Origin of the sequence: Winogradskyella sp. (assembly GCF_045105575.1) — a bacterium.
Taxonomy (GTDB): Bacteria; Bacteroidota; Bacteroidia; order Flavobacteriales; family Flavobacteriaceae; genus Winogradskyella.
The window spans coordinates 1-24847 of sequence record NZ_JBGCDQ010000036.1; the positions used below are offsets into that span (position 1 = coordinate 1).

Consider the following 24847-nt stretch of genomic DNA (forward strand, 5'->3'; position numbering starts at 1 on the left):
AAGATGAAGAAGAAGATGAAGATGAAGATGAAGATGAAGATGAAGATGAAGATGAAGATGAAGATGAAGATGAAGATGAAGATGAAGATGAAGATGAAGATGAAGATGAAGATGAAGATGAAGATGAAGATGATAAGAAAAAATTAAATTATATTTTTCACTTCGTTAGTGTTGAAACTGGGTTTTCCATAAACCTTCTTCTTACACTCAAATTTATATTTAGAAAAAAAGCTCATTATTTCTTAAAGCTTAAAACCTTGTAAAAAGGTACTATTCAATTTTATCTCTTAAGAGATCATTTAATTAAGTAAAATTTAAAGGTCTTATAGCCATTTTTTTTTATTAAAAACGAAATAGTAATTCACCCAAAAAACCAAACCATAACACAAAACCCAAAATGCCGCCAATAAAGCCTGAAATTATAAAGGTAAATCGAAATTTCAATGGTATAATTTTCAACATGACATAAGAAGATATCACTAATCCTAAAATCATGGTGAATGTTGGGATTACCCATTCATGATAACCCAAATATCTTGAAATTCGGAACTCATCAGCGTGAAAATTAGATTCAGAATTAACAATCGTTGCAAAAAAGGCTTGGACGAAATTAAAGACTTCGCGCAATGCAAATAATGCCATAAAAACAGTCAACCAGTCGATAGTTTCAAATTTAGTTGTCCATTTTCTTCGTCTTATAAATAGTACCAGTAATCCTAGAAAACTTGTGAGTAGTGTTTGTGCTGGTCCACCGATGGTAATCCAAAAACTATCTGTCTTAAATGCTTCATTATTAAAATAGGTAGCATTAATGGTCTTTTGTAAAGCTTCAAATTTAAATTTTAAGTCATCTGGCCATTTGTCATAAGCTATGGTTTTGTAGTCTTTTGTTATTCTTTCTAATGCTAGTACATTTTCATCTCTATTATAACCTTTAGGAAGATAATTCATACTACCATAATCCAATGTGGTGTCATAGCCTAAATATTTGGCTACTGCAATATGACCAAATTCGTGAGACAGTGTTCCGACGATGGTAAAAAGAACAAATATGAAAACAACTAGGATAGAAAACTTCGGTAGAAACTTAAACGTTAACATGGTATTAAATTAGTATAAAAATAGCAATACCAATAAACACGACGATTTGAAGCCATTTTAAAACGAATCCAGAATTTCGATTTTTAACCGTGAACGTTTTAATTTGACCAGCTAATAAGGCTATAGCTGAAAATATAATAAACGAAACCAACATAAAAATGCCACCCAAAATATAAAACTGAATCACAGAACTCATGGCATCGCTAAATAAAAACCCTGGAAAAAAGGCTAAAAAAAAGATGATGACTTTAGGGTTGAGGACATTCATAAAAAAACCTTGAACGAATAACGCTTTCAAGCTTTTCTTGGGCACCACATCTGCATCTAAATTTAATTGATCGTTAGATTTAAATACTTTATAAGCCAGATAAATTAGATAACAAGCACCTAATACTTTGATTCCAAAGAATATATTATCATTCGCTTTAATAATCGCAGAAACTCCAAAAGCTAATAAGGTCGTATGAATAATACAGCCTGTAATTAATCCACAAACCGTTGCCATGCCATAAGATTTTCCATTGGTAATACTTTGTACTAAAACATAGATATTATCTGGTCCTGGCGAAATGGCTAAAGCTGATGTGGCTAGTGCGAAGGATATGAGGATGTCGTAATTCAGAAGATTTGTTTTATATTATTTAGACACGGATTTCACGGATTTACACAGATTAGTTAAGACCTTTGAGGTTTTGAAAACCTGAAAGATCTGTTAATATGTAACAAACCATTTTTATTTTAACAAAGCCTTATTAATTTTCTTTATCAAACTTGGTCCTTCATACACAAAACCAGTATAGATCTGCACCAAATCTGCACCAGCTTCAATTTTTTGTAGAGCGTCTTCCGCAGAATGAATTCCTCCTACTCCAATAATCGGAAATGCTTTGTGACTCTTATCTGCTAAATACTTAATGACTTTTGTTGACTTTTCCTTAATAGGTTGTCCGCTTAATCCACCATTACCTATTTCTGTAAGTCGTGCTTCGGTAGCTTTTAAACCTTTTCTATCTGTAGAGGTATTACTTGCAATGACACCGTCTAGATTAGTTTCAGCGACCAACTCAATAATTTCATCGAGTTGTATATCGTTTAAATCCGGTGCAATTTTAAGTAGAATTGGTTTTTGCTTACCAAACGTCGTGTTCGCGTTTTGCACAGCACCTATAAGTTCTAATAAATAATCTTTATCATTCAATTTAGCATGGCTTCCTACATTTGGACAACTCACATTCAAGACAAAATAATCAACATAAGGATGCAAGGCATTAAAACATTCTAAATAGTCTTTGGTATAATTTTCTGGTGTTGTTTGTGTATTCTTCCCAATATTTCCACCAATAATTAGTTGGCCTTTATTCTTTTTAAGTTGACTAATAGCAGCATCTAAACCTTCGTTATTAAAGCCCATTCTGTTAATGATGCCTTTATCATCTTTCAATCTAAATAATCGCTGTTTTGGGTTGCCTTCTTGTCCTTTTGGTGTTACGGTACCTATTTCAATGAAACCAAATCCGAAGTTGGCGAGTTCATTATACAACACGGCATTTTTATCAAAACCTGCGGCTAAGCCTACGGGATTACTGAATTTTAAACCGAATAAATGACGTTCTAAGCGTTTGTCTTCAATGACATACAGTGATTTAAATAGACTTTTAATACCTGGAAGTTTAGATAAATTCCGAATTAAAGAAAACGTAAAATAATGTACTTTTTCGGGATCGAAAAGAAATAAAATAGGTCGGATTAACGCTTTATACATACTCATTAATTTGCACTACAAAAATAAGCATCTATTCTATAAATTCAGATTTTAAATTCGTCTATAAATTTCATAGAAACTGTCATTTATCATAATTTATGCAAATTGAATTGTTTAAATTTGAATTCCTAAATAAAATATATACAACATGAAAAAAATTATAGTTCCTGTCGATTTCTCAAAACACTCAGAATATGCCTTAGAAACAGCTGCAGCATTAGCAAAACAGCACAATTCAGAATTAATTATAATGCACATGCTAGAAATGTCTGAATCTATTTTCTCTGCATCCAGCGATGAACGTGGCGAAGAAAATGCATTTATGCTTATGGTAGCCAATAAAAAGTTTGAAGCTTTTTTAGATCAACCCTATCTTGAAGGTATAAGCCTTACACCTATGGTGAAATACCATAAGGTACTAAAAGAAGTTGCAAGCGTTGCAGGTGATGTTAAAGCCGATTTAATTGTAATGGGCTCAAGAGGTCATAGCGCACAAGACGGATTATTTACAGGTTCTAATACTGAAAAAGTAGTGCGTTACAGTGATACACCTGTTTTAGTGGTAAAATCTAAACCAGATAGTGTAAATTTTGATCATATTGTTTTAGCTACTGATTTTTCTGATGAGAGTGTTTCTGCAGTTAAAAATGCGCTAGAATTGTTGGCAGAACTGGGTAAAAAAACAACCTTATTACATATTAACTTACCAAACTTAGGCTTTTTAAGTACTGATGAAATTGACGAAAAAATCGCTAATTTCTCTAAGAAAGCCAAATTGAATACAGAGGCAGTTCATATGGCACGTATTTCAGATCATAGCGTAGAAGATGGTGTCTTAAATTTTGCGAAACGCCAAGGTGCTGATGCTGTAGCCATGATTACGCATGGTAGAACAGGATTAAGTCATTTCTTTGGTGGTAGTATTTCTGAAGATATCGTTAACCATACAAAACTTCCTGTAGTTACATTTAAACTTTAAATTTTTTAAAATAAACCTATGAATCACAAACTCATAGGTTTATTTTTTTATCTACTTTCTACCGAATATATAGTCTTCAAATTATTTAAACACCAATGTTATGCAGCATATTATTGACCGTTTTATAGGTTATGTAAAAATTGATACCGAGTCTGATCCTAATTCTGACACAACGCCAAGTACAGCCAAACAATGGGATTTAGCCCATAAATTGGTTGAAGAACTTAAAGCTATTGGACTGAGTGACGTCAGTATTGACGAAAATGCCTATATCATGGCAACTTTGCCAAGCAATGTAGATCACAACGTGCCAACGATTGGGTTTATTTCACATTTTGATACCACACCAGATTTTACTGGTGCCAACGTGAAACCTCAAATTATTGAAAATTATGACGGTAAAGACATTATTTTAAATACCGAACAAAACATTGTATTATCGCCAGATTACTTTGAAGATTTGCTTCAATATAAAGGACAGACCTTAATTACAACTGATGGCACTACCCTTTTGGGAGCTGATGATAAAGCCGGAATTACGGAAATTGTGACCGCCATGGAATACCTCATTAACCATCCTGAAATTAAACATGGTACTATAAAAGTTGGGTTTACACCAGATGAAGAAATTGGCAGAGGTGCGCATAAATTTGATGTTGAAAAATTTGGAGCCGATTGGGCTTACACTATGGATGGTAGTCAAATTGGTGAATTAGAGTATGAAAATTTTAATGCTGCAGGTGCAAAAATCACAGTAAAAGGTAAAATTGTACATCCTGGTTATGCTAAAGGCAAACTGATAAATTCTATGCATTATGCTTCTGAATTTATAAATACATTACCTCGACTTGAAACACCAGAACATACTGAAGGTTATGAAGGTTTTTTCCATTTACACAACATGAAAGGCGCCGTTGAAGAAACCATACTTGAGTATATTGTTCGTGATCACGATAAAGATAAATTTGAAGCTCGTAAAGCTTTATTAGAAAAGATTGTTCTTGATTTAAATAACAAATACGAAAGTAACATTTTTGAAATTGAACTGAAAGATCAATACTTCAACATGAAAGAAAAGGTAGCACCTGTAATGCACATTGTAGACATTGCGGAAGAAGCCATGAAAGCTGTTGGTATTACACCATTAATTAAAGCCATACGCGGCGGAACTGATGGCTCGCAACTTTCGTACATGGGTTTACCTTGCCCAAATATTTTTGCTGGAGGTCATAATTTTCATGGACGTTATGAATATGTGCCAGTAGAAAGTATGCAAAAAGCTGTAGAAGTTATTGTTAAGATTGCTGAGTTGACGGCTCATAAAAATAGAAAACTAATCTCTTAAGATGAAAAAAATCATACAAGGAATTTTGATATTTTGTCTATGTAGCTGTAATTCTAATCATAAAAAAGAAACGTCTAATGATACCTACCCAAACGTGAAAGTTGTCGGTGCTATGAAAAACGTCATGTGGAAAGGCGAATTAGCAGGTACTATTGATCTTGATACCATATCTAACAAAACAGGACTTTATGCACTTGGGCCTGAAAGTTATCTTACTGGAGAATTACTAATTAATAATGGAATAAGCTACGTTTCAAAAGTGGCATCTGACTCTACAATGACTGTTGCAAAAACATTTAATGTGTCAGCTCCTTTCTTAGTTTATGCTAATGTTAACGCATGGGAAGCAATAGAATTAGAACCAAATATAAAAACGATAAATGCACTCGAACAATTTATTGATCAAAAAACGCAACACTTCAAAAGACCTTTTGCTTTTAAATTAATTGGGCAAGTATCCAAAGCTACTATTCATATTCAAAATTTACCGAAAGGCACAAAAGTAAGCTCACCAAAGGAAGCACATCAAGGTCAAACCAACTACCAAATTAATGATGAAGAGGTCACCATTATTGGGTTTTTCTCAACGGAACATAAAGGGATTTTTACGCATCACGATAGTAATATCCATTTACATTTAATTACAAAAGATGAACGTAAAATGGGTCATTTGGATGCTATGGAAATTGAAAACATGACACTATATTTACCAAAAAAATAGTAGTTTTACACTTTATTATCATTTAAAACACCAAGAATAATTGAAAAAAGTCTATTCCATAGAAGAATATATTGAAATCAATTCGCATTTTTCGGATGCTCTTACAACATTAAGAAGCTTAATTAATTCTACAGAATTAGAAGAGACTATTAAATGGAGCATGCCAACGTATTGCTTAAATGGAAAAAATGTTTTAGGACTTGGCGCATTTAAAAACCATTGCTGTATTTGGTTTCATCAAGGTGTGTTTTAAAAGATACGCATCAGCTATTGGTTAATGCCCAAGAAAACAAAACAAAGGCCTTGCTCCAAATGCGTTTTACAGATCACCAAGAAATTAACAACACATTAGTTTTAGATTATATAAAAGAAGCGATTGAAAACCAACGTTTAGGACGTGAGTTACTGCCTGCACGACAGAAAAAACCTCTAATAATTCCTGAAGAATTAAAACGAGTGTTTCATAGTAATTCCGAATTAAAGATAACTTTTAATTCATTATCACTATCTAATAAAAGGTTGTACTGTGATTATATAAGTGCTGCAAAGCGAACAGAAACTAAAGCAAAACGCTTAGAAAAAATTACACCAATGATTTTAAATGGTAAATATCGTTAGCTAAGATTACATTTAAAAAAAGAAATAGGAGCTAATTAATTATTTGAAGCCGTTTCAGATTTTGCTTCTTCAGGAGTTTTCTCTTTAATCACCGTTTTTTCGTTATTAAAAATAATAGTTGCTTTGACACCAGTAAGTAGGTTCCATTCTTTTGAAGAGATGACACCACCCTTATCATCGTAAACAACAAACTCTGCTGTATTTGGTCCGGACTCACCTTGGTTAAGAGCAACGATTTCTACTATATTTTTACCATCTACCAAATCAACTTCTACACGTCGGTAACTCCCAGTAAGTAGTAGATTATTTTTTACAATAGTACCATTCAATAAAATTTGCACACGGTCACCATCAGGATATTGATGATCTCTACAAACAATATTCACGAATTTAGTATCTACGCGATGTTCTCCCAAAAATTGATCAGACATGGTTCTAATAATTCCGCCTTTAGCGGCTTCTTTATTCCAGCGCTTTTCAAAAATTTCACTTGGACTTTTTAAACCGTCATTTTCAGTCATAGAGAAAGGCTTTTCAGTTTCTCTAAATACAAATTTCTTTTCTTCGTCTTTAGATTTACCACTGGCCTTATCGTCTTCCTTTTTTAGCTTAGGAGCGACTTTCACTTTAATTAAAGCCGAATCTTTTTCCTTCTTAGATTCTACTGCAGGAATACGGATCGATTTATTTTCTTTATCCTTAATTTGGGCAAAAACCATACTGCTGCAGAAGATGCAGAACATTAACGCTATGATTTTAATCCTTTTCACTTTAGATAAAATTTGTTAATTCTTAAATAACAAAAACCGTTCCCCTTTCAAATTAAACGCATAAAAATCAAAAACCTAACAAAAAAACGTTAAAACTTACCATTAAAACTAATTCTTAACTTTCGGTTGTACTCTTCAAAAAGCCAATCTTTATAGTTTTGAGTGCTATTCATTATACAATAACAATACTGTTTTATTCTATATGCAATTTCGTCTTGTAAATCTTTAGTAAGTTCTCTGGCATCAAACACATCTTCACTATTATCGATGCACATTTGCGAGTGCTGTGCAATGGACCGTTCAATCACTGTAAAAGACTTTTTTCCTGAATTAATGACATCTTTATATTCGGCTTTTACATCAAAATTTAAAGTAAATGATTTTTTAAATTTCACTTTTAAAGAATCTGGCATTTTGTAAACAAAATCACGTTCCAGCAAATCATCATCCACAATATTTTCGAGATAATAATCCGGATGCTTAAAAATATGTTGCCAATCTACAGGTTGATCCCATGATCCAAAACGCGCTTCATTATTTCCTAAATCAATCACTTGAAACGTGTTACGATCTTTGTAAATTCGGCTACCACGACCAATCATCTGAAAATATAACGTTAAAGATCGTGTAGCTCTATTCAAAATTATAGATTCCACAGAAGGTTCATCAAAACCAGTAGTTAAAATACTCACTGAAGATAAAACGGCATCTGGTGTCTGTTTAAACCATTTTAAAATATCCTTGCGTTCTTGTTTTCCAGCCGTATTATCTAAATGTTGTACGTTATAACCAGCTTTTTTAAACGTATAATATACTTCTTTAGAGGTATAAATTCCGTTATTAAAAATTAAGGTCTTTTTCCCTTTGGCCAATTCCTCATAAGCAAACAACAGTTTGGATTGCATGAGACTATTGGTATACAATGCTTCGGAAGATTTTACCGTATAATCACCATTAATCCCAATTTTTAGAGAGGTCAGTCCTACATCGTAATTAGAGACTTCTGCTCTGGCTAAAAATCCATTTTTAATTAAGGTAGAAATATCATCACCAACGATAAGTTTATTGTAGTTATCTTTCATTGGTAGTTTTATATTACTACTCAATGGTGTGGCTGTAACACCAAGAATAAAACAATTTTCAAAAAATTTGAATAGCTTTCGGAAGGAATTGTAATGCGCTTCGTCAATAATAACTAAACCTATATTTTTGAGTTCAAAATCATTGTCGGACAAGCGGTTATTCAAAGTTTCTACCATGGCAACAAAACACTGAAAATCGTCTTGGTCTGGTAGTGTTTTTACTTTACTATTAATCACTTTATTCTTAACATTAAACCCAGACAGTACATTTGAAGTTTGCTTACAAAGTTCAATTCTGTGCGTTAATATCACGACCTTTTTGTTATGTTGCTCAACATACCGCCTTACAATTTCTGAGAAAATAACGGTTTTTCCACCACCTGTTGGCAACTGATATAAGAGGTTAAAATCCTCAGATTCATCGCGCATGACATCAAAAATGCGATTTAAGTCTTTGATTTGGAAATCGTACAGACTTTTATCACTCGCTTTTTGTGTTATGTTTTCAGGTGATTCCGACATATATGAATTTTAGACATAGTTAATTTTGCAAAAATAGCACATTGTAAAGGTTTTGTAATGTATTGTTAACAAGATTTAACAAGAATGGTACTGTTCTTGTATCCCTTTCTAACTTAACATTTAAATCTTTTTATTATGAAACAATTTAGAAGACATTCTGTAGCGGTCAATGCAGGATCTATGGCAGACATTGCGTTTTTACTACTTATTTTCTTTTTAGTAACAACCACAATTTCGGCAGACAAAGGCATTTTAAGACAATTACCACGTGTTTGCGATACACCAGAATGTATTGCAGATATTGAAAAACGTAACCTGATGCGTATTTCTATGAATGACAAACAAGAAATTATGATTGAAGAAAACGTCGTAAAATTAGGAGACATTAAACCACTCGTAGAAGCCTTTGTTGATAATAACGGACTTGATAGATGTGATTATTGCGAAGGCACAAAGCTGAGTTTATCTTCTGATCATCCACAAAAAGCTGTAATTTCATTAAGTCACGGTGCTTTAACTAAATACGATTTGTTTGTTGCTGTACAAGATGAAATTACTAAAGCGTATTACGATTTACGAACGCGTTATACCAAACAGAAGCTAAACAAAACACCAGAACAATTGACAAAAGCTGAATTGGAAACGGTAAAAAAAGCTTACCCATTTATGGTTTCTGAAATTATGGTGATACCTACTGAGTAGAAACGGTTCTGATAATTATCGGAGTTGAAAGTAAATATAGAATGTTGCACCTTAGCTATATTATTCAATTGAATCCTTAACAGCTAGGCAATACTCAATATTTACTTTCTTTTTGCCCCATTTTTTTGCTTTTTTAACATCAGTACCCATATAAATATCAATACGTTTTCGCCAGCGTCGATTCATTTTGTCTTTTACAAGGAATAAACTATCAAACCCTTGAATTTTCACTTTAGTATTATGTACTAAGCCAGAATCTAATAAATCGCGAGACACAGCAATATAATTTAATCCTGGTTTTAAACTATCTCCAAAAGCGGTGATACTTGGATTAGAATTGGTTTGGTACGCCAAAGAATTATAAGCCGTTGCGGTAACTTCTAATTGTTTTTTTAAACAATGGTCTTCTCTTTTGCTATGGCAACTAGAAATTATAGTGAAAACTAGTATAAAGATGATGTAACGATGCGCAGTCATAGCATGAAAGATACAATTTATAGTTAAACTATGTTAAATTGTACTATGTTATGCAAAGTACTGTAACAATCTTTACTTCTCATCGTCTTATAAGTGTAATCAATTAAAAAACAATAATCATGAGAACTTTAAACAACAATCAATTATCAAGTACATCTATCGAGACTAAAAGTTTCACTTGGAACCAAAAAAGACGTTACAGATAGAACGACAGTCATCAATTAATCAATCAAAAAAAACAAATCAAAATGAGAGCTTTATCTAAAATTGTCAATACATCTAATAGTTTAGATGATGACCTAAATCAATTTAAAAAACAATATTGAATTGTAGTATTGTTAGTAGATACTTCAAATGAGAAAAGTCAGTCTTCCAAAAAGAAAACTGACTTTTTTTTATAGTGTCTACTTAGACTTTAGTTCTTAATGAGCTTTTGTGTCATAGCACTAGTTGTTGTTGAAAGTTTAACGAAATAAATACCACTTTCATATTCCGACATATTCATAACATGCTGCGCATTAGCCGTCAAAATCCCTTTGCCAACGGTTTGTCCTAACGTATTATATATGTTGTAAGTCACATCATCGTTACTAGTCATCATATCAATAGTTAAAATATCAGTCACGGGATTTGGATAGACCTGAATAATACGAGATAAATCAAACTCATTAATATTTAATGGGTTTTGAATATTGAATAACACCGATTCACTGCTACCAAATTGGCCTCCTGTGATAATAACATTACCACTATCATCTTGTAAATTATAATTGCCATTACCAAACTGACCACAACAAATACCATCATCTGCATCATCAAATATGGTAAATGTATAGCATTCTCCAGAAACCACGGGAAGTGTAATATTTTCTTGAAATGTTGTTGCATTGGTATAAGGAGTGCTTGGTCCTGCGGCAATAATATTACCTGAACCATCTACAACGTTCCATGTTGTTTCGATACCATAATTATCTGTAAGAATGTTAAAAACTAAATTAGAGGTTACAAAAGAAGGCGAAACTTCAAAGTTAAATATGAAACTATCATTAGACGTATTTTGGTCCGTTGTACCATTAGGATTTGAAACGTTAATGGTAAATGAATGCGGACCAGGACTTAAATCAGAGTACGTTGGTGTCGCTACTATATCACTTTCACCAGTTGCCAAATTTCCTGACCACGATACAGCCGTTGGAGCATCAGAATCTAAAAAGTAAGATACGTTAGCCGAAGTTAAATTTAAATTACCTGGATTAAGAATAGTGACCTCTGGTGCAAAATCTTCACCACATATTTCAGTACTATTATTGCCAGCAGTAGCTCTAGCATCGTTATCAAACGTTTCTAAGGGAGGAAATTGATCTAAAACTACAACACCTGAGTTAGATGGATCTAACCATTCTCTAACGCGTGTTGCTTGTGAACTTCCAAAGTCCCACGCCACGCCAAAACGTCCATAAAAATCAACTCCGCCATTATTAGACGTACCACTACAAGCAGCAGAACCACCAGATAACATACCAATTAAATGACCTGTTTCATTGAATAATGCTGATCCTGAAGAGCCAGGCTCAGTAACACCAAGTTCCCATTCATCAATAAACCACATTTGGGTATTAGAATTGCCATTAAAGTTTACAACCGCTCTATAAGCTCCATCGTCTTCTCTACATACTTTTTGAATATCTCCACTTGGATGGTGAATTCCGAAATTAACCACAGGTGTTTGTGTCGTTGATCGGTTCCAACCAGCCCAAACCACATCTGGATTATTATTAAAGAAACTCATATCGTTAATTTCAACGAGTTCCATATCAGATTGTGAACTTGTTGCTCTTATCGTTGCACCACTGACGGTTTGATTGAAAGATCCATTAGGACTTGCAGCAAACGTAGAACACGATGGACTAGGACTTCTCCAATTAAATCGGAATGCCCAAGTGCCTTCTCCGCCTCCACAGTGATTAGCGGTCATAAAATATGGAGTGCCATCATTGTTTGTATTATTTACTAGCGTACCAGAACACCAATCTGTGCCTTGTCTTAAAACTAAAGCACTCGATTTTTTGATATTTTCTTTAACCGTATTTAATCCAAAAGGATCTGAAGGAGGTGTAATATCACAATCTACATCTTGATTACACGCACCAGAATCTCCCAAACCTTTGGCATAATCTTCTGCCGTACGGTAACCATGCACAACAGAACCTACCGTAAGTTTAGCTTCACCAACAACATTTGCAGGTTGGTAATATTCTAAATAAGCGGTATTGCCTTTTACTAACCAAGTTCCTAAAACTTCTTCAGCATTATTGTTATGATGCGTAAATGGTCTTAATAAATCTGTTTTATCCTCATTATAAACATAAAGTTTAGCGCCTTCAGGAATTTTAAACACATCGAACAAAAAGTTAATAGATTGTGCATCTTTAGACGTGTAAGCCATGCGCCAAATGCGATCTCCGTTATCTAAAGTTCTCCATTCTCCAACATCATTAAAATCGTGATCCACATAAATATCATGACCAAATCTCCAAGGAATAGATTTATTTTGATCGTTAATGACATCTTCTGCTTGCAACTTTTTTAAATCAAAAGCTGGCAATTTGTGAGGTACTAATTCAGACACCGTATTTAAACTCCAACTTGGAGGTTTTATTTCATCGGGAATTTGCTGCGCAAACATTAAACTGCACATAAGGGATAATGCTAAAATAAATTTCAATTTCATAGTTAGTATGTTTTAGATGCCTAAAAATAGGATATTATATCATTAGTAACTTCAATTCATATTTCTATTCATTTTCAAATAGATTAAATGCAAATTACATCGACAAAAGACTTCGTTTAGACAAAAACATAAAATTCTATGCATTCGACTGAATTTCTATTTATTTTTAGGAAAATTCCATTTTAAGATGTATCACAAATCTATTTTTTACTTAAGTATCGTTTTTATGATCACAACAAGTTGCAAGTCAGAAATTTCGAAAGAAGATCAATTAATCGCTAAGGCAAAAGCCATACACGACCGTATTATCACCTTAGATACACATTGCGATATTAATGTGAAGAATTTTACGGATGACGTTAATTACAGTCAAGATCTAGATACACAGATTACCTTACCGAAAATGAAAGCAGGTGGTCTGGATGTGGCTTGGTTAGTGGTCTACACAGGACAAGATTCATTAACAGAAAAAGGTTATGAAGATGCTTATAAAAATGCAATGTCTAAGTTTGATGCGATTCATAAATTAGTCAATGACATTGCACCAAACGACATAGAATTAGCTGTAACTTCAGATGATGTAAGACGTATAGATGCTAAAGGTAAAAAAGTAGCAATGATAGGTATTGAAAACGGCTATCCTGTTGGACTTGACATTTCTAATGTAGAAAAATTCTACAACCTTGGTGCACGTTACATGTCGCTATCTCATAATGGTCATAGCCAACTCTGCGATAGTAATACTGGCGAAAGTGATGACATTTGGTTGCATAATGGCTTAAGCGAATTAGGAAAAGAGGTGGTTACAGAAATGAACCGTTTAGGAATGATGATCGATGTTTCTCATCCTTCAAAAGAAGTAATGAAACAGATGATTGAATTAAGCAAAGCACCAATAATTGCCTCACATTCATCTGCTCGAGCACTTTGTGACCATAGTAGAAATTTAGACGATGAACAATTGGGTTGGCTGAAAAAGAATGGTGGAGTTATTCAAACCGTGGCTTTCACCTCCTATTTAAATACCGAAAAATTTGAAAATCGTGTTGGTATTGAAGTCGAAATTGCGAAAGAAATTTTAGATTCTATGGGAGTAAAATGGGTTGAACGTAAAGACCAAAAGTTAATGTCAGCTGATGAACGCAACACGTATTACGGACATTTGGGTAAAATGGTTCCTATTCGTAAAAAGAAATTAGCCACTATGACAGACTTACCTCCTGCTGTTGATGTATCGGATTTTGTAAATCATATTGATTATTTAGTTAAAAAGATTGGTATTTACCATGTTGGAATTAGTAGCGATTTTGATGGTGGAGGCGGCATTGAAGGTTGGTCGGATGCGTCTGAAACTTTCAACGTGACTTTAGAATTGGTAAAACGTGGCTATACCGAACAACAAATTGAACAACTTTGGAGTGGGAATTTATTGCGTGTTTTGGATAAAGTTGAAGCTGTAGCAAAAAAAATACAGTCTGAAAGTTAATTGATATAACATGTTGCGGGTTTTAAATAATGAAACAAGCATTGTTGCATTTACAAACCGTTTCTAAATAAAGGTCGCTTCAATTTCCATAGCATTCAGTTCATTAACTACATTTTCTTTTGCATAACCTAGCGCTGCCTTTTTTAAATTAGGAAATTGTTTAGCATCTTCCGCTGTTTCAATATCCCAATAATCTTCCCAACCTTCACCAAATCTTAATAACTGTAAATAGATGGTATTACCTCCATCTTGATAAATTTCTGTAACTTCAGAAGCCAAGCGTTTTGGAATAGGCAAATCTCTAAAATATTGAGTGACTTCTGCAATGGGCTCATAGCCTTCTTTTTCAATATCAATAGTTCTTTTACTGTACCATTTTATAAAATCATACAATTCGAATTTAGGCTGTAATAATTTTTTCTGATACATTAATTCTTGAATAATACATAATTTAAATCCGAAGTCCTTAAACGTGAGAACCTCTTCTTCTAAATCTTTAATTACGTATTTATCAACCTCTATAATTTCTTTATAATTAAAATTTTTTCCGATGGCAATACAGTATGGCTCTGTTTGCCCTTTGTAAGTGAGTTGTTGGATTTTGTTTTTAGTCAGTTCCTTTATTTGAAAATCACCAAGTAAGATCTCTAAACTATCTACAAGTATTCGACCTTTAAAAAAGGATTTAGGAAAGTGCTTTAATTTGTGTGAATTAGTATATAAAAATTTAACGTCGAGAATAGTATCCCACGCAGCATATTCTGTATAAATGCCTAAATCATCCCAAACCACACGCCAAAGTAAATCGTGTTCTTGTTTTGTAGGTTCGCCAAAAATAGATATCAAGGTATTTAGATGTGTTGGGAACTCAATTTTTACACCAGCAATGTAGACCACATCTTCGTAACATTCTATTAAGATGTTAGAGGAAGCATTGGTTTTCTTTTTAAAAAAGTTGAACATTTCTAATAGTTAAGAAGCTCACGCAAACAACCTTCAAACTTCCCTTTAGCCATATACTGCTCTTCTAAATGACCAATAAAAGGAATCGGAGTTTCCATACTAGCCACACGTTTTACAGGTGCATCTAAATATTCGAAGCATTCTTCCATGAGCATCGCAGAAATGTCACTAGCAATACCGCCAAACAATGAATCTTCTTGAAGAATAATAGCACGTCCTGTCTTTTTCACAGAATTGAAAATAGCAGCTTTATCTAAAGGCTGTAAGGTTCTTAAATCTAATACATCCGCAGAAATATCTGGATTTTTATCTAAAGTATCTAAAGCCCAATGAACACCTGCACCATAAGTGATAATGGTAACCGCAGTTCCTTCTTTTAAAAGTGCAGCTTCGCCAAACGGAATGGTAAAATAATCGGTTGGTACTTCTTGTCTAATACTACGATACAAGGCTTTATGCTCAAAAAATAACACAGGATTGGGATCATTAATTGCAGTTGCCAATAACCCTTTAGCATCAGATGGAAATGCAGGATACACCACTTTTAAACCTGGTGTTTTTGTAAACCAAGCTTCATTGGTTTGTGAGTGAAACGGACCTGCAGCCACACCTCCACCACAAGGCATTCTTATCACCACATCTGCTTCTTGTTGCCATCTGTAATGCGATTTTGCTAAATAATTAACAACAGGATTAAAACCAGAGGTTACAAAATCAGCAAATTGCATTTCTACAACAGATTTAATACCTGAAATAGATAAACCCATCGCTGTTTCCACAATAGCAGATTCGCAAATAGGTGTATTTCTCACACGATCTTTACCAAAGGCTTCTAAAAAACCATCCGTTATTTTAAAAACACCACCATATTCGGCAATATCCTGTCCCATAATTACCAAATCTTTATGTTTTTCCATAGACTGTTTTAAGCCTTCAGAAATAGCATCGATTAATCGGAGTTCTTTTGTCTCTTTAGATGGACTATATGCCTTATAATCAAATGATTTAAAAACATCATTTAATTCTGTAGTTTCATTCGGGATGATGTGAGGTTCAGCAGAAGCAGATTCTAATGCTTTATCAATTTCGGCTTTAATTTCCGCTTCATAAGCTTCATCTGTAGATGGACTCAGAATTTTTTTACTGTACAAATAACTTCTAAAATTTTCTATAGGATCTTTAGATTCCCACTCATCCATTAATTCTTGAGGTACGTATTTTGTGCCGCTGGCTTCTTCATGTCCACGACGCCTAAATGTTTTAAATTCAATTAAAATAGGTCTTGGTCGTTTTCTAATACTTTCTGCTAATTTTTGAATTTTTGTATAGGTTTCAATGATATTATTTCCATCTAAAATAAAAGATTCAATACCATAACCTTTACCTCTATCTGCCAAATGTTTACAATGATACTGCTCACTAGTTGGCGTAGATAAGCCGTAACCATTATTTTCAATACAGAAAATTACTGGCAATTGCCAAACTGAGGCAACGTTTAAGGCTTCATGAAAATCACCTTCACTTGTACCGCCTTCACCTGTAAAAACAGCAGTTATATTGCCATTTTTCTTCAAAAGGTTAGCCAAAGCAATACCGTCTGCAACACCTAATTGTGGCCCTAAGTGCGATATCATACCCACAATATTATAGTCTTGAGTGCCAAAGTGAAACGATCGATCTCTACCTTTAGTAAAACCACTCGCTTTTCCTTGCCATTGGGCAAATAAACGATGTAAAGGAATTTCGCGCGTTGTAAAAACCCCTAAATTTCTATGCATTGGTAAAATATATTCGCTTGGTTTTAGTGCCATTGTAACACCAACTGAAATGGCTTCTTGTCCTATACCAGAAAACCATTTAGATACTTTACCTTGACGAAGAAGAATCAACATCTTCTCTTCTATAAGTCGCGGTTTAAGCATGTTGTAATAAAGCTTCAGTAAAGTTTTATCACTTAAATTTCTTTTATCGTAGGCGATGTTACTTTTTGTGATTGTTGGCATAAAATGTGGTTTCTGTAATCCTTCAAATGTAAATAAAATTGCATCAATAAACCATAATAGACTTCAAATTGCAAATAATTCCGACCTAATTTTTAGCACTATTATGGTTACATTTGTATATTGACAAAAATTTAAATAAAAATCCAATGGATAGAATACCTAGCGTAGATTTAAAGGATTTCATTTCTGATGATCCAAAACGAAAACAAAAATTTATAAACGACATAGGAAAAGCTTATGAAGACATTGGCTTTGTTGCTCTAAAAGGTCATTTTTTAGATGATAGTCTAGTTGATAATTTATATGGAGAAGTTAAGAATTTTTTCGATCTGCCTAAACCTGTAAAGGAAAGCTACGAAATTCCTGGTATTGGCGGACAACGTGGTTACGTCTCTTTTGGTAAAGAAAGTGCTAAAGGAAAGAAAGAAGGTGATTTAAAAGAATTTTGGCATTTTGGACAATATGCAGACGATGATGCCGAACGACGCAAAGAATATCCTGAAAATGTTGAAGTTCAAGAATTACCAGAATTCAACAAGGTAGGAAAACAAACCTACCAAATGTTAGAAAAAACAGCAAAGTATGTCTTACGTGCTTTGGCATTATATCTCAATTTAGAAGAAACGTATTTTGATAAATATATCCATAATGGCAACTCCATCCTGAGACCAATCCATTATCCACCAATCACTGAAGAACCTAAAAATGCTGTAAGAGCCGCTGCTCATGGTGATATAAATCTCATCACCTTATTAATGGGTGCACAAGGTAGAGGTTTGCAAGTTCAACGTAACGATGGTGAATGGATTGATGCTATTGCAGAACCAGATGAGTTAATGATTAATGTTGGTGATATGCTTTCACGTCATTCTAATAACAAATTAAAATCTACGATTCATCGGGTTATAAATCCACCAAGGGAACTTTGGGGAACGTCGCGCTACTCAATGCCATTTTTTATGCATCCTGTAAGCGAAATGAAATTAGATGTTTTAGAAAGTTGTATTGACGAGGATAACCCGAAGCAATTTGAAGACATTACTGCTGGCGAATTTTTAAATGAACGTTTAATTGAGCTTGGACTTATTAAAAAATAGTATTTAGTCTCAGTCCCAGTTTTCAGTAGCACACCGCTACTACTGAAATTGACTGAACACTGCGACTGAAAACTGTAAACTGAACCCATGGATTTACAAGACCAATTAAAAAACCTGTTTCCAGAGCATACACCAGAGCCTGAGGTTACGTCTAACGCTTCCGAAGCTAAGATTTGGTTGCAAGACGATCCGATACTTTGTAAGTACGAAAAACGAAAAGGCAAACCAATTACCATTCTCGAAGGCTATACTGGTGCCACCGAAGATTTTAAAAAATTAGCCAAAGAACTCAAAACCAAACTCAGTGTTGGTGGCAGTTTTAAGGATGATAAAATCATTATTCAAGGGGATTATCGCGATAAAATAATGGCGATGTTAAAAGATAAAGGATTTAATGTTAAACGTGTTGGAGGTTAATTTTTATGACAAAAAATGCTTTGCATATTACCAATGGTAATGCTCTTACAAATTATTTAAGAGAATTAAATTTTACAGAAGATATGCTCACATGGCAAGAAATGCTTTGTGAAGGGCCTACCATTCCTGCCATCGATTCTGAAGAATTCTTTAAAATTAGATCTCAATTTCTTAAAACCTATTACGATATTGAAGTTGATGCTGAAGACATGCTCAAAGAACTTTCAATGTTAGATGATGTTGAAGATTATACAGAAATTAATCTTTGGTTTGAATATGATTTATTTTGCCATATTAATCTACTCGGTGTGATTAATTTATTGCATCAAAAAGAAATCAATAAACCCTTATATCTTATTTGTAGCGGTCGTGTAAAAGGCGAAAAAAATATGAAAGCCTTAGGAGAATTAAATGCCGAACAAATTAAATCGCATTATAAAAACAAAGTGCTTTTAACGCAAGACGATATTGATATGGCCATTGCGTTATGGCGCACCTATTGCGGAACAGATCATAATATTTTGAAACCCTATATTGTTAAAAACTCTAGTTTTAAGTATCTCAGCAGTTGTTTAAAAGCACATTTAAAACGTTTTCCGCATTATCAAAGTGGTTTGGGTACGCTTGAAGCTCATATCTTAAATCTTATCAAACAAAATGATGTTAAATCAGAAGATCATTTACTTGGGTATTGTTTAAATTACCAAGGCTATTATGGTTATGGAGATATGCAATTAAAGCGTAAAATAAAAGAACTACATTTTTTCTTCGATAAAACAGAAGACGGTCTAGAATTGAATAGAAAAGGGCACGAAGCCTTATTAAAGCAACATAACTTTGCTTCGGAAGTGAATAATGACATGACTTATGGTGGTGTCAACCGTTTAGAATTTCAATTTAGCGAAGACCAAAACAAACTTATTAAAACGATACCAAATGGCAATTAAAGATTCAGAATTGATATTAAATCCAGATGGTAGCGTATATCATCTCAATTTAAAACCTGATGATATTTCGGATACCATTATTTTTGTTGGTGACCAAGATCGTGTTGAGAAAATCACCAAACATTTTGATAGTATTGACTTCAGTACTCAGAAGCGTGAATTTAAAACGCAAACAGGGTATTATCAAGACAAACGTATTACGGTAATTTCTACAGGAATTGGACCAGACAATATCGATATCGTTTTAAACGAACTCGATGCTTTGGTGAATATCGATTTAAAAACACGTCAGCCCAAAACAGAATTATCTAGTCTTAATATTATACGCATCGGAACTTCTGGATCTTTACAGCACGATATTCCGGTGGACTCATTTTTAATAAGTACGCATGGCTTAGATGTTAACGGCATGCTACATTTTTATCAAATTGAAGGCATCAGCAATCCTGAAATCGAAGATGAATTCATTAAACATACAGATTGGGACAAAAATAAAGCAAGACCAATTGTTATTAATAATAGTAAGTATTTAGAAAAGTATTTTGAAGGAGATAAGATCTTTAAAGGCATGACAGGCACTGCTGGTGGTTTTTACGGACCACAAGGGCGTGTATTGCGTTTACCTCTGCAAGACGCTGGTTTAAATGCCAAATTAGATAGTTTTAATTATAAAGATTTTAGAATCACTAATTTTGAAATGGAAACCTCAGTGATTTATGGTCTTTCAAAATTATTAGGTCATGAAGCCTTGTCGCTAAATGCTATTATTGCCAATAGAGCTAATGGAGATTTTAGTAAAGATCCGAAGAAAACGGTTGATAAATTGATTTTGTATGCTTTAGAGCGTATTGTGAATATTTGAAATTGTCTTCTAAATTTAACATTAGTTCCTTATCGCATAGAAAAAATAAAGTTTAATATACAGAGATAACCACTTTCGTGGGCTTAGATACTGAAACGAGTTCAGCATAAATGAAAAAAGTAAACATAGGAGGCGTACCAGAACATTTTAATTTAGCCTGGTATCTCACACTTAAAAACGGCGAATATAAAGCCGAAGACATTAATTTAAGATGGCACGATTATCACGGAGGCACTGGTGCTATGTGCAAAGCTTTGCGCTCTGGTGAAATTGACATGGCTGTGATTTTAACCGAAGGGATTGTAAAAGATATTATTGATGGTAATCCTTCTAAAATCGTTCAGACTTTTGTTGAAACACCCTTAATTTGGGGAATTCACGTTGCGGCAAAGTCAGAATTTAAAACCATTGAAGATATAAAACGCACAAGAGCAGCGATTAGTAGATATGGTTCTGGCTCTCACTTAATGGCTTATATCAATGCCAAAAACAATCATTGGAATTTAGAAAATGACCTTAATTTTGAAGTCATTAAAAATTTAGATGGTGCTATAAGAGGTTTAACCGAAGGTAAAGCCGATTATTTTATGTGGGAGAAGTTTACTACGAAGCCTTACGTAGATAATGGAATTTTTCGACGTATTGATAATTGTCCATCACCTTGGCCATGCTTTGTTATTGCAGTGCGCGAAGATTACATTAAAAACAACGAAGCCGATTTAAAAACTATTTTAGAAATTATAAACGGTACAACGGCAGACTTTAAATCGATACCAAGTATAGATAAAACGATTGCAAATCGTTACGAACAAGAGTTAGAAGATGTACAAGAATGGTTGTCTTTAACAGAATGGTCTCAAAGTGTAATGGATGAAAAAACGATTAAGAATGTGCAAGATCAGCTCTTTGATTTAAAGATTATTCCAGAAAAAGTAGCTTATTCTAAACTAATCCATCAATTGTAATTTTTAGTAGTCGTAAGTACTTCGAAGACATATTAACAATATCACCCCTATAATCACTAGATTATTCACCTTAAGACCCTGACCCTAAAGTTTTTTGTATTTGTAGCGAAACAGTTTCGGTTGATAACTTTCAATATTTCAAAATTTTTATTACATTTGATATAACCTCAATTAAAAAATTAATATGATTCTTACGACTATTCTAATCTTATCCGCTTTAGTTGCCGTAAATTTTTTATTATTATTTTTTAGTTGTAATAAAACGACAAAAAAGTCAGATAATAGGTTGCCTAGAGCTATGAAAGCGATAAAAACTGAGAAATCACCTAAGGTAATCGCCAATCAATCAAAGTCTCGCCAGCTTGCTCCAACAGGGAGTTAGTTTTACTAAAATGTTTATTTCCAAACCAATACCCTCTATTAGCACTTAATGGAGATGGATGTCCACTTTCTAAAACAACATGCTTCTTAACATCAATTAATTTCTTTTTCTTTTTTGCAAATCCTCCCCAAAGTAGAAAAATGACATTTTTATTTTCCTCACTAATAGTCTTAATAACCGCATCTGTAAATTGTTCCCAGCCTTTTTTCTGGTGACTACCAGCTTCATGTGCTCTAACGGTTAATGTGGCATTTAAAAGTAAAACTCCTTGTTTTGCCCATGACATTAAGTTGCCACTTTGAAGATATGGTATTTCTAAATCTTGTTCTAACTCTTTAAAAATATTAATTAATGACGGAGGATGTTTTATACCGTCATTCACGGAAAAGCACAAACCATTGGCTTGTCCGAGACCATGATAAGGATCTTGACCAATAATGACCACTTTTACATCATGAAACTTACACTGATTAAATGCATTAAAAATTTCAGCACCTTTAGGGAAACAATTATATTTCTGGTACTCGTGCTTCACAAAGGTCACTAAATCTTTAAAATAGGGTTTTTCAAATTCAATGTTAAGCGGTTCTTTCCAGCTTTCGTGAATATTAATGGTCATGAGTTTCTATAATTTTATTCAAAAATAAGGATTTAGAAAAGTAATTGAGAGTATTAGGCATCTAGCCACATTTACGCTAAATTTGTAGTACTATAAAAAGAAAAAGATTACATGATAAATATTCACGAAAAAACCTTAAAAGACCTTGAGTTTTTTACGGTTTTAGAACATATAAGTGAACTTACGATTACCGCTCTAGGAAAAGAAGCTGCGTTGTCTATTCTTCCCTTTGAAGAAGAAGACCTACTTATGCGCGAACTTGAGTATGTTAATGAATATTTATCGTCTTACGACAATGATAACCGCATACCAAATCATGGGTTTGATACCATTTCAAAAGAATTAAAACTTCTAAAAATTGAAAACACCTACTTAGAAGTTAAAAGTTTACAACGCATTGTTAGCACCTCACTAACCGTAAATGGTATTTTAAAATTTCTAAATAAATTTAAAGACTATTATCCAAAACTTCACCAATACAGTTTGCACGTAGAACTCAATACAACCATGATTGAGCAAGTTGATATCGTTGTTGATCGCTTTGGTGATATTAAAGATGATGCTTCACCTCTACTTTTAGAATTAAGAAGAACCATAAGTAAGCTAAAAGGCAAAATTAATAGTAGTTTTTCTTCGGCATTAAACACTTATCATAATCTCGATTATTTAGATGACATTAGAGAATCAGTTGTAGAAAACAAACGTGTACTCGCTGTAAAAGCGATGTATCGTAAAAAAGTACGAGGTGCCATAATGGGAGGCAGTAAAACCGGAAGCATTGTTTATATTGAACCCGAAACAACCTTGCAATATTCTAGAGAACTCAACAATTTAGAATACGAAGAAAAAGAGGAAGTTGTTAAAATTCTTAAAGAACTAACCAATTACGTTCGTCTTTTCTTACCGTTATTAAAAAATTACCAAGCGTTTTTAACTAAAATAGATTTAATTTCTGCTAAAGCAAAGTATGCACAAAGCCTGAATGCTATTTTACCACAATTCTCTAAAGAACGCACCATGCATTTTAGAGATGCCTACCACCCTATTTTATACCTTACGAATAAAGAAAAAGGCGAAACCACATTTCCGCAAACCATTGGCTTAAGTGAAGACAGCCGAATTATTGTCATTTCAGGCCCAAATGCTGGTGGAAAAAGTATTACACTAAAAACCGTTGGTTTATTACAAACCATGATACAGAGCGGTATGCTTATTCCGGTACATGAACGCAGTACCGTTTGTTTATTTGATAGAATTCTTAGTGATATTGGTGATAATCAATCTATAGAAAATCATTTGAGTACCTACAGCTATCGTCTAAAACAGATGAATTATTTTCTAAGAAAATGTAATAAAAACACCCTCTTTTTAATTGATGAATTTGGCACAGGTAGTGATCCTGAGCTTGGTGGTGCCTTGGCTGAAACCTTTTTAGAAGTCTTTTATGATAGAAAAGCCTTCGGTATTATAACCACGCACTATTCTAATTTAAAACTCTTAGCTAACGAGTTGCCTTACATGCAAAATGCCAACATGCTTTTTAACGAAAAAAGCTTAGAGCCTATGTATAAGTTGGTTGTTGGACAAGCAGGAAGTTCGTTTACGTTTGAAGTCGCACAGAAAAACGGTATTCCGTATAGTTTAATCAATAAGTCGAAGAAAAAAATTGAACGTGGCAAAGTGCGGTTTGATGCGACGATTGCAAAACTTCAAAAAGAACGCAGTAAGCTAGAACGTACCGAACGAGCGCTAAAAGAAAATGAAAAGAAGAAATTATCTGAAGCAGATAAGCTTGAAGAAGTGAATGCAAAGGTTCAGAAAAAACTCGAAAGTTTTCAAGAATTATATGATGCCAACCAACGTCTTATTTATTTAGGTCAGAAGGTCAATGATATTTCAGAAAAATACTTTGATAATCAAAAGAAGCGCGAATTGATGGCTGAGCTATTTAAATTAGTTCAGATTGAAAACTCTAAACGCAAAAAAGTTTCTGCTAAACAAAAACGCGCCGAAAAAAATAAAGAACAGCAGATAAAGCAAGAAGCTGAAAAGAAAGTTGACGTTATTAGGAAAAAGAAAAAAGCTGCCAAACAAAAAGAAGTTAAAGTAGAAAAACCAAAACCTATTTTAAAAATTGGAGACAAAGTAAGAATGCACGATGGCAGAGCTGTTGGAAGTTTAGATGCTATAGAAAAAGGAAAAGCTATTGTGAATTATGGTATGTTTACCACTAATGTGAGTTTGGATTTATTAGAATTGGTTGAGGCTAAGAAAAGGTAATCTCTTAATTCAATGT

At 33.5% G+C, this 24847-nt stretch carries 24 protein-coding genes; 14 read left to right on the forward strand and 10 right to left on the reverse strand.

Annotated features, from left to right (window positions below):
- A partial coding sequence (locus tag AB8B52_RS08810) for a hypothetical protein (RefSeq protein ID WP_406027217.1) occupies positions 1–263 on the forward strand: 263 nt, incomplete at its 5' end.
- 79 nt (positions 264–342) lie between these two features.
- Here AB8B52_RS08810 and AB8B52_RS08815 read toward each other — a convergent pair.
- From AB8B52_RS08815 to AB8B52_RS08825, 3 genes are all read right to left on the reverse strand, one after another.
- Positions 343–1101 carry a hypothetical protein gene (locus AB8B52_RS08815; RefSeq protein ID WP_406027218.1) on the reverse strand — a complete coding sequence of 253 codons (759 nt, stop codon included), beginning with the start codon at positions 1099–1101 and terminating at the stop codon, positions 343–345.
- A gap of 4 nt (positions 1102–1105) precedes the next feature.
- Positions 1106–1723 carry a LysE family translocator gene (locus AB8B52_RS08820; protein WP_406027415.1) on the reverse strand — a complete coding sequence of 206 codons (618 nt, stop codon included), beginning with the start codon at positions 1721–1723 and terminating at the stop codon, positions 1106–1108.
- A gap of 111 nt (positions 1724–1834) precedes the next feature.
- A complete protein-coding gene (locus tag AB8B52_RS08825) occupies positions 1835–2863 on the reverse strand; it encodes a quinone-dependent dihydroorotate dehydrogenase (RefSeq protein ID WP_406027417.1) in 1029 nt (342 codons plus the stop codon).
- Positions 2864–3011: 148 nt separating this feature from the next.
- Here AB8B52_RS08825 and AB8B52_RS08830 point away from each other — a divergent pair, with 148 nt between their 5' ends.
- From AB8B52_RS08830 to AB8B52_RS08850, 5 genes are all read left to right on the forward strand, one after another.
- Positions 3012–3842, forward strand: a complete 831-nt coding sequence (locus AB8B52_RS08830; protein ID WP_406027220.1) for a universal stress protein — start codon at positions 3012–3014, stop codon at positions 3840–3842.
- A gap of 100 nt (positions 3843–3942) precedes the next feature.
- Positions 3943–5187, forward strand: a complete 1245-nt coding sequence (gene pepT, locus AB8B52_RS08835) for a peptidase T (protein WP_406027222.1) — start codon at positions 3943–3945, stop codon at positions 5185–5187.
- A gap of 1 nt (position 5188) precedes the next feature.
- On the forward strand, positions 5189–5908 hold the full coding sequence (locus tag AB8B52_RS08840) for an acetolactate decarboxylase (RefSeq protein WP_406027224.1): 720 nt from the start codon (positions 5189–5191) through the stop codon (positions 5906–5908).
- Positions 5909–5948: 40 nt separating this feature from the next.
- On the forward strand, positions 5949–6161 hold the full coding sequence (locus AB8B52_RS08845; RefSeq protein WP_406027226.1) for a DUF1801 domain-containing protein: 213 nt from the start codon (positions 5949–5951) through the stop codon (positions 6159–6161).
- On the forward strand, positions 6137–6526 hold the full coding sequence (locus AB8B52_RS08850) for a YdeI family protein (protein WP_406027228.1): 390 nt from the start codon (positions 6137–6139) through the stop codon (positions 6524–6526). The genes AB8B52_RS08845 and AB8B52_RS08850 overlap by 25 nt, the downstream gene beginning before the upstream one ends.
- A gap of 35 nt (positions 6527–6561) precedes the next feature.
- Here the strand turns inward: AB8B52_RS08850 and AB8B52_RS08855 are convergent, their stop codons facing one another.
- Positions 6562–7269 carry a hypothetical protein gene (locus tag AB8B52_RS08855; RefSeq protein ID WP_406027230.1) on the reverse strand — a complete coding sequence of 236 codons (708 nt, stop codon included), beginning with the start codon at positions 7267–7269 and terminating at the stop codon, positions 6562–6564.
- A 116-nt stretch (positions 7270–7385) separates the two neighbouring features.
- Complete coding sequence (locus tag AB8B52_RS08860; RefSeq protein ID WP_406027232.1) at positions 7386–8900, reverse strand: DEAD/DEAH box helicase; 1515 nt, start codon at positions 8898–8900, stop codon at positions 7386–7388.
- Positions 8901–9035: 135 nt separating this feature from the next.
- Here AB8B52_RS08860 and AB8B52_RS08865 point away from each other — a divergent pair, with 135 nt between their 5' ends.
- The gene (locus AB8B52_RS08865) at positions 9036–9602 is read left to right on the forward strand and encodes an ExbD/TolR family protein (RefSeq protein ID WP_406027234.1); all 567 of its coding nucleotides are present in this window, start codon (positions 9036–9038) and stop codon (positions 9600–9602) included.
- Positions 9603–9662: 60 nt separating this feature from the next.
- Here AB8B52_RS08865 and AB8B52_RS08870 read toward each other — a convergent pair whose 3' ends face one another.
- Both AB8B52_RS08870 and AB8B52_RS08875 read right to left on the reverse strand, forming a co-directional pair.
- Complete coding sequence (locus AB8B52_RS08870) at positions 9663–10079, reverse strand: 3D domain-containing protein (RefSeq protein WP_406027236.1); 417 nt, start codon at positions 10077–10079, stop codon at positions 9663–9665.
- 415 nt (positions 10080–10494) lie between these two features.
- Entirely contained in the window at positions 10495–12810 is a 2316-nt protein-coding gene (locus AB8B52_RS08875) for a T9SS type A sorting domain-containing protein (protein WP_406027238.1), read from the reverse strand.
- 226 nt (positions 12811–13036) lie between these two features.
- On the opposite strand from AB8B52_RS08875, the gene AB8B52_RS08880 reads away from it, so the two are divergent.
- Positions 13037–14296: a dipeptidase gene (locus tag AB8B52_RS08880; protein ID WP_406027240.1), complete on the forward strand. Its 1260-nt coding sequence runs from the start codon at positions 13037–13039 to the stop codon at positions 14294–14296.
- Positions 14297–14359: 63 nt separating this feature from the next.
- Here AB8B52_RS08880 and AB8B52_RS08885 read toward each other — a convergent pair whose 3' ends face one another.
- Together AB8B52_RS08885 and AB8B52_RS08890 are read right to left on the reverse strand one after the other, a co-directional pair.
- A complete protein-coding gene (locus tag AB8B52_RS08885; protein WP_406027242.1) occupies positions 14360–15259 on the reverse strand; it encodes a DUF6892 domain-containing protein in 900 nt (299 codons plus the stop codon).
- A gap of 2 nt (positions 15260–15261) precedes the next feature.
- The gene (locus AB8B52_RS08890) at positions 15262–17262 is read right to left on the reverse strand and encodes a thiamine pyrophosphate-dependent enzyme (protein ID WP_406027244.1); all 2001 of its coding nucleotides are present in this window, start codon (positions 17260–17262) and stop codon (positions 15262–15264) included.
- 146 nt (positions 17263–17408) lie between these two features.
- Here AB8B52_RS08890 and AB8B52_RS08895 point away from each other — a divergent pair, with 146 nt between their 5' ends.
- From AB8B52_RS08895 to AB8B52_RS08915, 5 genes are all read left to right on the forward strand, one after another.
- Entirely contained in the window at positions 17409–18359 is a 951-nt protein-coding gene (locus AB8B52_RS08895) for an isopenicillin N synthase family dioxygenase (RefSeq protein WP_406027246.1), read from the forward strand.
- Positions 18360–18446: 87 nt separating this feature from the next.
- Positions 18447–18776: a translation initiation factor gene (locus AB8B52_RS08900; protein WP_406027248.1), complete on the forward strand. Its 330-nt coding sequence runs from the start codon at positions 18447–18449 to the stop codon at positions 18774–18776.
- Positions 18777–18781: 5 nt separating this feature from the next.
- Positions 18782–19723 (forward strand): DUF1835 domain-containing protein, encoded by a 942-nt coding sequence (locus AB8B52_RS08905; protein WP_406027249.1) that lies wholly within the window; start codon positions 18782–18784, stop codon positions 19721–19723.
- A complete protein-coding gene (locus tag AB8B52_RS08910; RefSeq protein ID WP_406027251.1) occupies positions 19713–20585 on the forward strand; it encodes a nucleoside phosphorylase in 873 nt (290 codons plus the stop codon). Before AB8B52_RS08905 ends, AB8B52_RS08910 begins: the two co-directional genes overlap by 11 nt.
- Before the next feature lie 110 nt (positions 20586–20695).
- Positions 20696–21550, forward strand: coding sequence for a substrate-binding domain-containing protein (locus tag AB8B52_RS08915; protein WP_406027253.1), 855 nt, complete (start codon positions 20696–20698; stop codon positions 21548–21550).
- Positions 21551–21876: 326 nt separating this feature from the next.
- Here AB8B52_RS08915 and AB8B52_RS08920 read toward each other — a convergent pair whose 3' ends face one another.
- On the reverse strand, positions 21877–22551 hold the full coding sequence (locus tag AB8B52_RS08920; protein ID WP_406027255.1) for a uracil-DNA glycosylase: 675 nt from the start codon (positions 22549–22551) through the stop codon (positions 21877–21879).
- A gap of 111 nt (positions 22552–22662) precedes the next feature.
- Between AB8B52_RS08920 and AB8B52_RS08925 the strand changes: the two genes are divergently transcribed.
- On the forward strand, positions 22663–24831 hold the full coding sequence (locus AB8B52_RS08925) for an endonuclease MutS2 (RefSeq protein WP_406027257.1): 2169 nt from the start codon (positions 22663–22665) through the stop codon (positions 24829–24831).
- Positions 24832–24847: the final 16 nt, after the last annotated feature.

Excerpts from the sequence above, each read along its gene's own strand:
- AB8B52_RS08815 (WP_406027218.1), bottom strand. The coding sequence starts at position 1,101 with ATGTTAACGTTTAAGTTTCTACCGAAGTTTTCTATCCTAGTTGTTTTC.
- AB8B52_RS08825 (WP_406027417.1), bottom strand. The coding sequence starts at position 2,863 with ATGTATAAAGCGTTAATCCGACCTATTTTATTTCTTTTCGATCCCGAA.
- AB8B52_RS08830 (WP_406027220.1), top strand. The coding sequence starts at position 3,012 with ATGAAAAAAATTATAGTTCCTGTCGATTTCTCAAAACACTCAGAATAT.
- pepT (WP_406027222.1), top strand. The coding sequence starts at position 3,943 with ATGCAGCATATTATTGACCGTTTTATAGGTTATGTAAAAATTGATACC.
- AB8B52_RS08840 (WP_406027224.1), top strand. The coding sequence starts at position 5,189 with ATGAAAAAAATCATACAAGGAATTTTGATATTTTGTCTATGTAGCTGT.
- AB8B52_RS08855 (WP_406027230.1), bottom strand. The coding sequence starts at position 7,269 with ATGTTCTGCATCTTCTGCAGCAGTATGGTTTTTGCCCAAATTAAGGAT.
- AB8B52_RS08860 (WP_406027232.1), bottom strand. The coding sequence starts at position 8,900 with ATGTCGGAATCACCTGAAAACATAACACAAAAAGCGAGTGATAAAAGT.
- AB8B52_RS08865 (WP_406027234.1), top strand. The coding sequence starts at position 9,036 with ATGAAACAATTTAGAAGACATTCTGTAGCGGTCAATGCAGGATCTATG.
- AB8B52_RS08870 (WP_406027236.1), bottom strand. The coding sequence starts at position 10,079 with ATGACTGCGCATCGTTACATCATCTTTATACTAGTTTTCACTATAATT.
- AB8B52_RS08875 (WP_406027238.1), bottom strand. The coding sequence starts at position 12,810 with ATGAAATTGAAATTTATTTTAGCATTATCCCTTATGTGCAGTTTAATG.
- AB8B52_RS08880 (WP_406027240.1), top strand. The coding sequence starts at position 13,037 with ATGATCACAACAAGTTGCAAGTCAGAAATTTCGAAAGAAGATCAATTA.
- AB8B52_RS08885 (WP_406027242.1), bottom strand. The coding sequence starts at position 15,259 with ATGTTCAACTTTTTTAAAAAGAAAACCAATGCTTCCTCTAACATCTTA.
- AB8B52_RS08890 (WP_406027244.1), bottom strand. The coding sequence starts at position 17,262 with ATGCCAACAATCACAAAAAGTAACATCGCCTACGATAAAAGAAATTTA.
- AB8B52_RS08895 (WP_406027246.1), top strand. The coding sequence starts at position 17,409 with ATGGATAGAATACCTAGCGTAGATTTAAAGGATTTCATTTCTGATGAT.
- AB8B52_RS08900 (WP_406027248.1), top strand. The coding sequence starts at position 18,447 with ATGGATTTACAAGACCAATTAAAAAACCTGTTTCCAGAGCATACACCA.
- AB8B52_RS08905 (WP_406027249.1), top strand. The coding sequence starts at position 18,782 with ATGACAAAAAATGCTTTGCATATTACCAATGGTAATGCTCTTACAAAT.
- AB8B52_RS08910 (WP_406027251.1), top strand. The coding sequence starts at position 19,713 with ATGGCAATTAAAGATTCAGAATTGATATTAAATCCAGATGGTAGCGTA.
- AB8B52_RS08915 (WP_406027253.1), top strand. The coding sequence starts at position 20,696 with ATGAAAAAAGTAAACATAGGAGGCGTACCAGAACATTTTAATTTAGCC.
- AB8B52_RS08920 (WP_406027255.1), bottom strand. The coding sequence starts at position 22,551 with ATGACCATTAATATTCACGAAAGCTGGAAAGAACCGCTTAACATTGAA.
- AB8B52_RS08925 (WP_406027257.1), top strand. The coding sequence starts at position 22,663 with ATGATAAATATTCACGAAAAAACCTTAAAAGACCTTGAGTTTTTTACG.